This window comes from Coleofasciculaceae cyanobacterium (assembly GCA_036703275.1).
GTDB lineage: Bacteria > Cyanobacteriota > Cyanobacteriia > Cyanobacteriales > Xenococcaceae > Waterburya.
In genome coordinates this window covers 38958-51002 of sequence record DATNPK010000099.1, presented here as the reverse complement: position 1 = coordinate 51002, position 12045 = coordinate 38958, and the positions used below count along the sequence as shown (strand labels likewise).

The 12045-nt window shown below is 38.0% G+C and carries 13 protein-coding genes; 7 read left to right on the top strand and 6 right to left on the bottom strand.

The window, feature by feature from the left end; translation table 11 throughout:
• A partial coding sequence (locus V6C71_22025; GenBank protein ID HEY9771137.1) for a carbohydrate-binding domain-containing protein occupies nt 1-1164 on the bottom strand: 1164 nt, incomplete at its 3' end.
• A gap of 152 nt (nt 1165-1316) precedes the next feature.
• Nucleotides 1317-2567 carry a WecB/TagA/CpsF family glycosyltransferase gene (locus V6C71_22020; GenBank protein ID HEY9771136.1) on the bottom strand — a complete coding sequence of 417 codons (1251 nt, stop codon included), beginning with the start codon at nt 2565-2567 and terminating at the stop codon, nt 1317-1319.
• 599 nt (nt 2568-3166) lie between these two features.
• On the opposite strand from V6C71_22020, the gene V6C71_22015 reads away from it, so the two are divergent.
• The 3 genes from V6C71_22015 (at nt 3167) to V6C71_22005 (ending at nt 6294) form a co-directional block, all read left to right on the top strand.
• Nucleotides 3167-5314, top strand: coding sequence for an AAA family ATPase (locus tag V6C71_22015; GenBank protein HEY9771135.1), 2148 nt, complete (start codon nt 3167-3169; stop codon nt 5312-5314).
• 272 nt (nt 5315-5586) lie between these two features.
• Nucleotides 5587-5775 (top strand): copper chaperone, encoded by a 189-nt coding sequence (locus tag V6C71_22010; protein HEY9771134.1) that lies wholly within the window; start codon nt 5587-5589, stop codon nt 5773-5775.
• A gap of 108 nt (nt 5776-5883) precedes the next feature.
• A complete protein-coding gene (locus tag V6C71_22005; GenBank protein ID HEY9771133.1) occupies nt 5884-6294 on the top strand; it encodes a VOC family protein in 411 nt (136 codons plus the stop codon).
• Nucleotides 6295-6311: 17 nt separating this feature from the next.
• Here the strand turns inward: V6C71_22005 and V6C71_22000 are convergent, their stop codons facing one another.
• The 4 genes from V6C71_22000 to V6C71_21985 form a co-directional block, all read right to left on the bottom strand.
• Nucleotides 6312-6773 (bottom strand): DoxX family protein, encoded by a 462-nt coding sequence (locus tag V6C71_22000; GenBank protein ID HEY9771132.1) that lies wholly within the window; start codon nt 6771-6773, stop codon nt 6312-6314.
• A 5-nt stretch (nt 6774-6778) separates the two neighbouring features.
• Nucleotides 6779-7702, bottom strand: coding sequence for a UV DNA damage repair endonuclease UvsE (gene uvsE, locus V6C71_21995; protein ID HEY9771131.1), 924 nt, complete (start codon nt 7700-7702; stop codon nt 6779-6781).
• A gap of 100 nt (nt 7703-7802) precedes the next feature.
• Entirely contained in the window at nt 7803-8669 is an 867-nt protein-coding gene (locus tag V6C71_21990) for an SDR family oxidoreductase (protein ID HEY9771130.1), read from the bottom strand.
• A 164-nt stretch (nt 8670-8833) separates the two neighbouring features.
• The gene (locus V6C71_21985; GenBank protein ID HEY9771129.1) at nt 8834-9706 is read right to left on the bottom strand and encodes an SDR family oxidoreductase; all 873 of its coding nucleotides are present in this window, start codon (nt 9704-9706) and stop codon (nt 8834-8836) included.
• 365 nt (nt 9707-10071) lie between these two features.
• Between V6C71_21985 and V6C71_21980 the strand changes: the two genes are divergently transcribed.
• From V6C71_21980 to V6C71_21965, 4 genes are all read left to right on the top strand, one after another.
• Nucleotides 10072-10464, top strand: a complete 393-nt coding sequence (locus tag V6C71_21980) for a rhodanese-like domain-containing protein (GenBank protein ID HEY9771128.1) — start codon at nt 10072-10074, stop codon at nt 10462-10464.
• 95 nt (nt 10465-10559) lie between these two features.
• Nucleotides 10560-10880, top strand: a complete 321-nt coding sequence (locus tag V6C71_21975; GenBank protein ID HEY9771127.1) for a hypothetical protein — start codon at nt 10560-10562, stop codon at nt 10878-10880.
• 40 nt (nt 10881-10920) lie between these two features.
• The gene (locus V6C71_21970) at nt 10921-11214 is read left to right on the top strand and encodes a hypothetical protein (protein ID HEY9771126.1); all 294 of its coding nucleotides are present in this window, start codon (nt 10921-10923) and stop codon (nt 11212-11214) included.
• A 318-nt stretch (nt 11215-11532) separates the two neighbouring features.
• Nucleotides 11533-11766, top strand: coding sequence for a DUF6335 family protein (locus tag V6C71_21965; protein ID HEY9771125.1), 234 nt, complete (start codon nt 11533-11535; stop codon nt 11764-11766).
• The last annotated feature ends 279 nt before the right edge of the window (nt 11767-12045 follow it).

The window sequence follows — 12045 nt, the reverse complement described above, 5'->3', positions numbered from 1 at the left end:
AGGATTGGCTACCCGCAAGACAAGATTGTAGTTACCAGCTTCAGCAATATTGACATCGTAAGTAAGATGTTCACCCGCTTGAATCCAAGCGACATTAAAGCCACCGCCAACGTCGGCTGTAGTTTCAATATCTACCATTTCGTTCGGACGATATTCGACACCATTATTGGTCGCGTCGAAATCAAAATACTCAGTACCGTTAGTTCCCGCCTTATAGTTTTCAGCTTCGATGCGAATTGTTTTTGCTTCTGGATTTGTTCCAGGATCGGGTGTATTTGCCGGATCTAATTCCAAGACCAAAGTAGACGATAAGCTATTGCTATCTTGATACTTAGCTAGAAAATAATTATATCCCCCACTTTGTGCATCGGTGCGGGTGAGCGTGACAGGAATATTGACAGTACCGTTGGTGCCAATTGTCGCCGTAACTTCATTTACCGCGATCGCCGTATTCGCCTCAAAAGGATCGATATCAAAGCCATTATTTTCAACGTATAATGCTCCTTCAACAATTAAGAGAGAAACTTTTGAACCTGCTTTACCGGTGATTTTGATAGTTTGATTAGCATCTGCTACGGTGGCAAAAGCATCTTTGCCAACTGCTTCAATTATTGGAGATGCAATTGTGTTAGATATCTCAGAAGTTAAAGTAACCTGAGAACCAGTTTCACTGCCAGGAATACGATAAAATCGTCCCTGCAAACTAGTACCGTCGGCAAGGTTTACTGTTGCTGTAGCACCGACTAACTCTAACCCAGATATACTGCCATAATGCTTTGAATCTGATTGTTCAGCTCCTTTAGTACTAGTAGGATCTGTATCAATAGAAAATTCTAACTTTTTGTTTGGTTTAAAATCACTAAAGTTAATTCTCAGAACATCAAAACCTCCATCACGAGGGTTTAAAAACTCATGTGATGTAACCCCGCTGATTGCAGGATTACTAGTAGGATCTACGTCAATCACAAAGTTTTTGGAAGCAGAATCTCCCGCCTCACCTGTGGGGTCGTAAACTAAATCGGGGAAAATGGCTGTACTCAAATCCAGAGAAATACTAACAATATTCTGGTCTGTGGAGTTAGTGATTTTGAAAGAGTTGTCAGCAAAGGTGCTGCTTGTATAGATATCAAATCCAGGATCGATAACAAATAGTACTTCGTTCATAATTTTATTAACTTAAAATGGGAGAAATAATTAATTTTTTACAGCAGATACCTGCAAAGTAATTACACTGTTCTACTTTTTGATTGCAGATTTAGATTAATTTGATTTGATAGCAACCCCTGCCTCTGGAATAGACAGAAGCGGAGATTTGACTACTTAAAGCTCTGGCTAATCCTAGCCAAATCTGGCGATCGCATTAACATAGGTTCAAAATGTATTGGATCGGCGAGGAATAGTCCTTTACGTCTTAGATACTGTTCAATTAAGATTTCTTCTACCCGATCTTTGGAAATATTTTTGCGTTCAATAATAATTTTTCCTAGCCTATTATCAGCATTACTTTGTAGAGATAAAAGCTCCTCTAAGTTGTTTGGTTTAAGGATTTTTTTCTCAACTAACAGTTGACCAAATTTTACGTTTTGGTTTTTGAGATAAAACTTTAACTGGGAGAGAGATAATGAATTGTTACGTACCAAAATTTCGCCAAGTTTCAAGTTGGGATCTAGCTTTTGCTGTAATAAAGCTTGTTCTAATTCCTCTGCGCTTAAGAGATTTTGTCTCATTAATATACTGCCAATTTTCGCCGGAGAAAAATCTAGGTTCTCTACATCCATTGTCATTGCTGATCCAGAAAACAAGCTTTTAGCGACTCCAGGAGTCATTAGCTGTTTAGTAGCTAGATACATGAAAGGAGGAATTGTGGAACTGTATCGATACCAAAGACGACGTGGCTCTTGAATCAGGCGATATAACCATTCCATTCCTGCGTCCTGCATTAGATGAGGTGCGCGAGGAGTAAGTCCTGCATACATGGCAAAGACTGCACCAACACCAATCATCACACCTTGGATCAAGCCTTGATACTGCGACATCCAGACTTCTTGCTTAGGACATCCCAGACAGACAAAAATAATTCCAGCACCGCTATTATTGATTTCTTCAATCAAATTATGATCTTTTGTAGCGCGGATCTCATCGACAGACATAAAGGGAATGGAGTTCATCCCAGCGACCTTTAAGATGGGGTACTCTTGATTAATTCTCCGCTTCATCTTATCTAAAATTTCTGAGGTTGAACCCAAAAAATAAACCGAGATACCCGCCTTTTCCGCCAAATCGCACAGATTTTCAAAAACATCCATTCCAGCTACTTGGTTTTGATGCAAAATTCCGAGGCGACGTAACATTAAGACCAAAGGTTTGCCATCTGGAGTAACCAAATCTGCCTGATGTAAAACTTTTCTATACGAAGCATTACGTTCTGCCTCCATAAGCATATGAACATTAGCCAAACAAACAGTTTTACTGGCTCTTGTTTTTGCCCAGCGTAAAATCAACATCATTTGCTCATCAAAAGGCACACAAGTAACAGGAACATTAATAACTTCTTTCTTCGGTATCATAGTTTTCGATTTATTTCTATTATTTATACTTAAAAGCCTTCACTGTTAGATTTGGAGAGATTTATTTGATCATGTTTGATCAAATAAATCTCAAATTAAATAGATATTGTTAGTAGTTTATTCAGAATTCTATACTTATAAATTTTCCAATGTTTATTTAAATTGACCCGCGTAATATATATCGTATTTTTTTCATTTTCAAACGTCAACTTACAGATAACAAACAAACAAATTCATCATAATAACTATAGGTTTTATAAAGATAAGGTAAAAAATATCTCAATATGAATGTTTTTCTCAGACAAAAAGTTTAGTTTTAAAAATGACTATATATAATAAGTTAAATGCAAAATTATAGTGTTGACAAAAATAAGTAAAAACAAGTAGGGCTATCTATATTTAATTAATACGTATAAATACGTGAAGCAATAATTTTAGCTACTTTGACTTAACTTGTTTTGCAGCCCTATCTTAGGGTTTTATGTTTTTGAGCATATGGCTGTTAATCAGTCTAAATTTTCACTTGACTTAACTATTAGTAGTTTTACTTATAGGAAATTTATTAATACAACTAACACTTACGCCGAGTTTTAAAAGTTATGAATTCAAATTTTGAAAATCAAAAAACATATTATCTTCAGAATTCTTCTGCACTAGAAAGTACTGAAGGAGGTTTAAATCTTGGTGAAGTAACTAACACTTTGATGAGAAAATTACCTTTGATTGCCAGCATTACCATAGCTATGACATCCCTGGCTTTTTTCAAAACTCTTTTGTTCCCTCCAGTTTATGTTGCTAGCTTCGAGCTTTTACCAGAAACTGTCAACGTTGAAACTAAGGTGACATCAACAAATGAAAAGTCTGGAGAAACTCGTGAAGAAATCACCCTGGTAGAGCTAGACGATGTTCAACTAAAAATATTAAAGAGTCCTCAAGTAATCTCCCGCGCTGTCGATTCTCTTCAAGGCAAATATCCTCAGCTTGACTATCAAACATTGAGTAGTGGCTTGACTGTAGACTTTATTAGGGATAGTCAAAATAAAAAGAATGTCTTATCTGTCAGCTATAAACATTCGGATAAGCAACAAGTTTCTGAGGTGATAGATGTTCTGACGCAAACTTATTTAGATTACAGTGCCCAAAAGCGATCATCAGGAGTTAAACGAGGAATTACCGTTTTAGAACGACAGATTGTAATAATTGCTTCTCAAGTCGATCAGCTAGAAAATCAACTGCAAAACCTCAGAAACAAATATAATTTTGTTGAACCTGAGGTATCGCTCAATCCAATCACTAATCGCTCTAGTCTGATAGCTCAAGAGCAAGATCAAGTAGCAAGCGAATTACAACAAATGCGTTTAAAGCTCAAAAATTTAGATCGAGAGCTACAAATAGAACCAACTACTTCACCAACGGCAATTGACCTAGCTACTCCGCGATATCTAGGACTATTAAATCAGTTACGAGAAACAGATGTAGCAATTAGTCGCAAGTCTACTGTTTTCTCGGATAGAACCGCTGAAATGCAGGTTTTGAATGAAGAAAGACAAAGAATTGTTGGTCTGATCGAACAAACAGGAGCAGCTATTCGCCAAAAACTCGAGAATGAAATTAGAACTTTAGAAAATCGTCAAAAATTAGCGCAAAGCGAATCAAGCAAGTTGCGATCGCAACTTAAAACATGGTCAACAGTATCTAACGACTATAATAAACTCCAGCAAAAGCTCACATTAGCCAAAAATCAGCTCGATGAATTTACGCTGCAAAGAGATGCTCTTTTGATTGATGCTGCTCAACAACAAGCGCCTTGGCAGCTTTTAGCTCCTGCTGGCGAGCCATACAATAATGACCTTGACACCAGTAATCGTTTATTACTTGGTTCTTCTTTTGGTTTGTTGTTGGGTATAGGTATAGCCTTAATGTTGGATAAGTATCAAAAAGTTATTTATACTTCTGCCAAAGTGGAGGAAATTACTAGTCTGCCTGTTCTCGGCAATATCCCCTATACCTCCAAGAAAAGACAGCTATCATTACTCGATCAAGCCAAAAATGCTCAAGATCTTAAAAGACTACCATCTTCAGATCTATATCGAGATCCTGAGGAACGAGAATTGTTTTTCCCCGAATTTTCCTCACCTTCTATTGAAGCCTTTCGTTCTTTTGCTGCCAATCTAGGTTTGCTAAACTTTGATACTAATTTAAAATCTTTAGCAATTACCTCGGCTGTTTCTGGGGAGGGTAAATCTACCGTCGCGCTTAATCTGGCTAGGGCTGCCGCATCTATGGGTAAACGAGTATTATTAGTTGATGCGGACGTGCGTAGTAATGTACGCTTAACTGAAAGTCTTGGTTTAGAATCTGAGATTGGTCTAAAAAATATCCTCAATCAGAACAGCGCGAGTTTTGCACTAAAGCAGATTAAAAAATCACCTTTAGAAGATAACCTGTACATTTTGACTTCTGGTTTTGATGAGCTGATGAATCGCGACAGCAGCCGTTTATTTGCATCAGGACAAATGCACCTTCTAATGGAAGAGTTAAAGTCTAATTACGACCTGATAATCTACGACTTGTGTGCTGTTGTCGGCTATGCAGATGTCAACCTGCTGGCAGCTAAAACAGATGGACTGGTTATGGTTACAGGCTTAGGCAAGATAGATAAAACGCTGCTTTCTCAAGCTATCGAGCAATTAAAAATGTGCAACGTTCCCATTTTGGGAATAGCTGTTAACAACCTAGTTAACTAAAGCTGATTTATTTAGATAGATCTTGCTGACACGAACGTCTATACTGATACGGCATCCTGAAGGATGCCTTTGTCATATTAAGCTAAACTAAGATATTTTTCTTTAGGAAGATTACAATCAAACTATTTTATGCTGGAATTTAAGCTAATTTTTTGATTAAATTTTGATTAAATTTTAAACTTTAATCTCTCTCAAGATAGAAGTTTATGGCTATTACTTCGTTTTACTCTGGATAAGTGAATAAATTTAAGTAAAAAGTCAAATATAAATCTATGCAATTCAACGTACCTTCCATCAATAGTTCTGAATCTGCTGATGAATTAAAGAAAACTATTTTAACTTCTGAGCCTAACGCTAAAGTTGAAGTTGATTCTGACTCTAAAACAGTAACTATAAATTCTCAGGCATCGGAGGAAACCTTTAAGCAACTGATTGTAGCAGCAGGACATCAATTAAATTAAAGGGTTAATTTTAAATTAAAAGAGTAAAGAGCAACCATTTTGGTTGCTCTTTATTTTTTTCACTCTACTGATTTAGAATATGAGTTCAGTTTATTTTAAACTTATAATATGAAATTTGATTTTGCTAATACCAGACTGTATGTTAAGGATTATGATCGCTGTTTAGAATTTTATCGAGATATTTTAGGATTGGAAGTAGCAATGATTTCCCAGGTTGATCGCTATGTAGAATTGACTAAAGGGAGGACCAAACTAACTATCCTGTGTCGCGGTAAAATTAAAGAATACTTTGGCAGTGGAACTCCTGTAACTTTTGGACAAAAAAATGATGCGCTCGGCCTTAGTTTTGGAGTTAAGGATGTAGACGAAGCCTGCAAATATCTTGAAAGTAAGGGAGTAGAAATTGTCTCCCCACCTTGGGATTTTCGGGATTGGGGCGTAAAGCTGGCTTTATTGCGAGATCCTGAAGATAATTTGATCGAGCTGGTTCAGGATTCGCAGATGGTTGGGGCAGAATAGAATTTAAAATGGATCAATCAAGCACTTTTTTCGGTAATGCGATCTGCTTCACTCATGGACTTGGTTAATTCGCTTTGCCGCTCGGGTTTTGTATACCAATATGCCCAAGCAATCAGCACAAATTGAAATGGAAGTCTAATTGCCTGAAACCAGTTACCGTCGGGAACGTGGTTAATATGAATATGGTTAACTGCCATATTAATGTTGGCAGGATAGACAGCAATTAAGAGTAAAACTAAACCCCAGGCAGCAGCTTGGCTTACTAAAGGTATTAGTAAACCAATACCACCCAAAATTTCAAAAAAGCCGCTGATATAGACAATTGCTTCAGGATAGGGTAGCTGTGGAGGAACGATTTTAACATAGGTATCGGGGGCGATAAAATGAGTTATACCTGCCACGATCATGCAGACAACAAATACACCTTTTAAAGTCTGTCTGTTTGGTCGAATAATTTGATTGAAGAGTTTGGTAATCATGATTACTAGTTTATAGTTAACTGTTCACGCTCAAGAGATGGCAACCATTCTTGTTTTAACTTGAAAATCGCCTGTTCTTTGTGCTTTGCTTCTACCTCAATCCACGGTGCGTCTCGAAAACTGACAGGCATATTGACAATCAAATCACTATGTTTGGTGTCATGAAAGTGCTGTTTGCCATTAGAGATATGAACCAATTGCCATTCAGGTTGTTTCCAGGTTTTCTTAGCCAGTCCAAGCATTTCCTTAACACTAGAGTCATCGTAACTAGCTAAATGTTCATGAATTAAATGATGATGAGCATCAAACACCATCGGAATATTGGTAGCTAAACAAATTTCGGCGATCGCCTCACTACTATAGGTATATTCATCATTCTCCAGGCTAAGGCGGGAATAAACATTTTCTGGTAACTGTTGAATGTTATTAATTAGCCTTTCGACGCGATCGCCTTTTCCACCATGGATATTAATTAATGCCCAAGGAGAACGAGGTAATTGTAATAGATCTAAAATATGGGCATGGGTTTTGAGAATTTTCAAGCTATTATTGACTACCTCTTTGCGGTCAGAATTTAGTACTACAAATTGATTAGGGTGTAATACTAACCTTATTCCCCATTGTTGAGCTTGATTACCAATTTGTTTTAGCTGTGATGCAAATTCTGACAAGACTTCTGCGCCTACAGGTTCGTCGGCAAAGGGAAATAAAGCCGAATTAAGACGATAAAGTCGAATATTGACTCGTTGACAAAAGGCGATCGCCTTAGTTAAACGTTCTACATTAGCAGTATATACTGCTCTTAGCTTTTCTTGCTGTTCCGACTTCGATAGCTTTGATAAAGTTCTGCGAGTAACCGTACGAAATCTAACTTCCTCAGAAGCGGTGACGCAAACCAATCCTAACTCTGGTAATTTATTTACAGACATATATTTACGCTGGTAAACAGTTATCGTAGTTTTGATAACTGCTTACTAATTAACGATCCTCAAATAGTGACGATAATTACTCTTGATTTCTTTTTACTTGCTACGCATTGACGACTGCACCGCCATTGGGATGTAATACTTGTCCAGCAAAGTAAGAAGAATCTTCCGAAGCTAGAAATACAAAACTAGTAGCCACTTCTACAGGTTGACCAGGACGTTTCATCGGGACTTGTTTACCGAAGCCTTCTACCTGTTCGGCAGGAAAAGCATCAGGAATAAAAGGAGTCCAAATCGGACCAGGAGCTACGCCGTTGACACGAATACCTTTTTCGATCAAAGATTGAGACAAAGACCGCGTAAAGGCAAGAATTGCGCCTTTGGTAGTGGAATAGCTAAGTAAAGGAGCATTACCTTTGTAGGCATTGATCGAGGTAGTATTAATAATTGCGCTACCCTCTTTTAAGTGAGGAATAGCTGCTTTGCAGAAGTAGAACATGGCAAAGATATTCGTACTAAAGATACTGCCTAATCTGGCAGAATCAATATCTTCCAAAGTTTCTGGGTTTTCCATATACTGTTCGGCAGCATTATTAACTAAGATATCTAGCTTACCGAGTTCGTCTACAGTTTTTTGAACTGCTTCAGCACAGAAACGTTCGCCACTAATATCACCTGGAATTAGCAAGCATTTTTGTCCTTCGGCTTCAACTAACTCTTTGGTTTTTTTGGCATCATCATGTTCATCAAGATAAACAATGGCAACATCGGCTCCTTCTTTAGCATAAAGAACGGCAACAGAGCGACCAATACCGCTATCGCCACCGGTAATTAAAGCGACTTTACCCTTGAGTTTATCGCTACCTTTGTAACTATCGCGATCGTATACAGGTTGAGGAGTCATTTCCGACTCATGAGCAGGCTTTTTGTCTTGAGATTGAGCTGGAATTTGATCGGAAGAAATAGTCATGATCTGGTTAATGCTAGTGTGTGTGATTTGTTTTGAGCGAAAAGTAATGAGTCTTGAATGTTTACAGGATTGCTCTGTAAATTTGTCTGGTTGATGTTTTTGGAGATTGCTCGTAAATAATTAAAAACTAACTGCTAAGAGTTAATTGCTTTGCTATGCAGATACTATGCCGATAATTGTCCACCCGTTACGTCGTAAAGTGCGCCTGTGACAAAGCTACTGTCCGAAGAAGCCAAGAATACGTAAGCAGGAGCGAGTTCTTCTGGTTGAGCGGCGCGTTTGATAATGCCGTCGGTGTCGTATTGATCGACTTTTTCAATCGGCATCGTTGCCGGAATGTTAGGAGTCCAAACAGGCCCAGGAACAACTGCATTTACTCGAATACCGCGATCGCCTAAGTTTAACGCTAGAGATTTAGTAAAGGTATGCACTGCACCTTTGGAGGTAGAGTAATCGACTAACATTCCCTTACCCATTTTGCCCACAATACTGCCTGTATTAATAATGACATCCCCCGTTTCTAGATGCGGTAAAGCAGCTTTTACCATGTAGAAATAACCAAAGACATTAGTTTCTATCGTGCGACGAAACTGCTCTAAAGATATATCTTCAAATTTTTTCTGGGTCATTTGGTACGCTGCGTTATTGACCAAAATATTTAGCTTGCCAAAGCGATCTACTACTTGCTTAATTGCATTTTCGCAGTCTTCGTAATTACGCACATCCCCTTTGATAGTCAAACAGTCTTTTTGACCAATTACCTGAACCATCTTTTTGGTGTCTTCAGCATCGGTGTCATTTACATTATAGAAAATGGCAACCTCTGCACCTTCAAGGGCATAGGCGATCGCCACAGCGCGACCAATACCTGAATCACCACCAGTAATAAAGGCTACTTTCCCAGTTAGCTTGTTAGCAGGACTATAGTTGGATAGATCGCTATCAGGCTCGGGAGTCATATCTCGTTGAGAAGCTGGATAATCTAGCTTCTGTGGAGGAATATCATCGGGAGTAGGACGGCTCTCTGTAGTGCGCATATTCTTATTTTGTCAGTTCTTATTTATTTGTGGTGCATAGAAAACAACAGCTTGTCCTTATCTTCAGTTAAACCAGTAACCAATCTAGTTAGAGCTTAATTTGAATACATTAGGGTAACGATAGACTCAACTCTTTAAACAAGATCTTTAAACTTAAAAATTGTTTATAAAGTCTGTGTACGCAACAATTTGCTTTCAACGCTTACTAATGACGTTAAATAAAAACAATCTAAAATCTATGAGTCAAAAGTAATATTTTGAAAATGACTGTCCAAAAATAATTAATTCTTTAGATGGAGTATTTATTTGCAAAAAATTGTCTTAATGAGCTGTAACAGTAAATTAATTATTGAGAGCAAAAAATTATGTCTGAACAAAAAGCAGAAGCCAATGCCATCTCTGAATTCAAAGAAAAGGTAGTAGAGAAAGTACTTCCAACTCCTCCCGAAGCTACTCCCAAATCCAGCGCCCAAGCATTAAAAGAACGTCTTCAGTGGGGAGAACCTGGATTAACTATCCTTGATGCACGCGATCGCGAAGCTTTTTTGGAAGAGCGGATTACAGGAGCAATGTTGATTTCCGACCTGAACGGTCTTGAAGAAAATCGCGAACTTTATGTTTACGCTAATACCGATCAAGAAGCAGCAGAAGCAGCAGAAAATTTGCGCCAACAAGGATTTGAAAGTGTATCGCAACTTCAAGGCGGTTTAGCTGGCTGGAAGGCTGTTCAAGGTCCAACAGAAGGTAGAGCTTCATAATTGTTTGAGTAGAGCTTCATAATTGTTTGAATTGTTCAATTAAAAATTGAGCAATTTTGTAGTGGCAAAAAAGAAAAATTGAGGATATTTTTATCATGGGTAAATTTACTATTAGCAGTTTACTAATAGTCTTTTCTGCCGTATTAATTGTTCCTAGTGCGATCGCTCAAATGGAAGAGCCTGATAACACTAGAACGGAAGAGTCTGATGATACCAGAATCGAACAGCATGAGGATTCAAATCAAACCCAAGACGAGCCAACAACTTCCGATTCCGAATCTGAAATGAATTCTGGCTCTCAAATGGAGGATATGGAAGAAATGAAGTCTGAGGATGGTGCGGTTGAACCTGAAACACGCACCGAGGAGACTTTAGAAGAGGTTCAGCCTGGAGAAAAGGATCAGTCTGACTTATAAGAGTACAAGTTATGATGTACGCCATACCGAAGCTTTTGATTTGGTAAGTTCCGCATACAGAGGCTATTTTGAAGACCAAGGTATCAACAGCTATGCTGTGTTGGTTAGTAACTACCAGAGTGGCGAACTTACTGCTGAAAACTTAATCCAAGCAGCGATTGAATCAGGAGAATTATCTCCAATGACTATGGAAGATACCTCTTATATTGAGGCAGTAGATTCACAGCTAAATGCTTTAACTAACACTAAAAGCTATAAGTCTCATAACACATTTATCAACAATCACAGTTTATTGTCAGCCATTGTGCTAGTAATACCCATTCTCGCGCATTAGCTGGAGATATGAAGCTTAAAAGAACGCAATTGATAACTCATCAAAAACTTAGACGTGTTTGGTAAGCGAATTAATATATCTGCTATAAGGTGCCTTCATTACTTGCGACGCGGAGGAGGCGATTGCCCTAAAGGACTAACTACGTGTCGCGTAGGACGGACGCGAAGCTAATCCTTTAGGGCGAAGCTAATCCTTTAGAAGATTTTTCTAGACCAAGATCTCAGACAGATCAGTCCACGGTTAAATCTTTGATTACTTTTGCTCAATGGTATAAGCAGTAACTGGCGATTAGTCATGTTTTAAAAAGGAAAAAAGACTATGAATACAGGCGAAGAAAAGTTCGCTCAAACTGAGCCACTTACCGAAGAGAATGAGACCAATAAATCAGATCAAGAAACTGGTTTAGAAATGAACGATGTCGATAAGCTCGGTCAAGAAGCTGGTTTAGAAATGAGCGATCGCGAACAACTAGACTTAAAAGGAAAATTAGAAGAGCGCGATGATAGTCGATTGGACTTAGACAATGCTAGCCAAACCCTAGCTGATTCTTAAAAATCAAGCTCCATTTTTACAATTTGACATGAGTAAAACTAGCTATTGGTAACGCGTAAAACAGTGCCAATAACTAATTTTTTTTGCGCCTATATTTTAATGACTTCCTGCCCAAGCTTATAAAGGCGAACGATTGTTCGCCCTTACAAAAATTATCTGCCATGTTTCTAAATTAAACTAGTATAATTTACGTCATCAAGAAACCTAAACCTGCGCAAATTAATCGAAATAACTCTAAATCCTGGTCCTAAATTTTTGCCTGGACACATTACGACAGAT

Coding starts and splice junctions, on each gene's coding strand:
- V6C71_22020 (HEY9771136.1), bottom strand. CDS start 2,567: ATGATACCGAAGAAAGAAGTTATTAATGTTCCTGTTACTTGTGTGCCT.
- V6C71_22015 (HEY9771135.1), top strand. CDS start 3,167: ATGAATTCAAATTTTGAAAATCAAAAAACATATTATCTTCAGAATTCT.
- V6C71_22010 (HEY9771134.1), top strand. CDS start 5,587: ATGCAATTCAACGTACCTTCCATCAATAGTTCTGAATCTGCTGATGAA.
- V6C71_22005 (HEY9771133.1), top strand. CDS start 5,884: ATGAAATTTGATTTTGCTAATACCAGACTGTATGTTAAGGATTATGAT.
- V6C71_22000 (HEY9771132.1), bottom strand. CDS start 6,773: ATGATTACCAAACTCTTCAATCAAATTATTCGACCAAACAGACAGACT.
- uvsE (HEY9771131.1), bottom strand. CDS start 7,702: ATGTCTGTAAATAAATTACCAGAGTTAGGATTGGTTTGCGTCACCGCT.
- V6C71_21990 (HEY9771130.1), bottom strand. CDS start 8,669: ATGACTATTTCTTCCGATCAAATTCCAGCTCAATCTCAAGACAAAAAG.
- V6C71_21985 (HEY9771129.1), bottom strand. CDS start 9,706: ATGCGCACTACAGAGAGCCGTCCTACTCCCGATGATATTCCTCCACAG.
- V6C71_21980 (HEY9771128.1), top strand. CDS start 10,072: ATGTCTGAACAAAAAGCAGAAGCCAATGCCATCTCTGAATTCAAAGAA.
- V6C71_21975 (HEY9771127.1), top strand. CDS start 10,560: ATGGGTAAATTTACTATTAGCAGTTTACTAATAGTCTTTTCTGCCGTA.
- V6C71_21965 (HEY9771125.1), top strand. CDS start 11,533: ATGAATACAGGCGAAGAAAAGTTCGCTCAAACTGAGCCACTTACCGAA.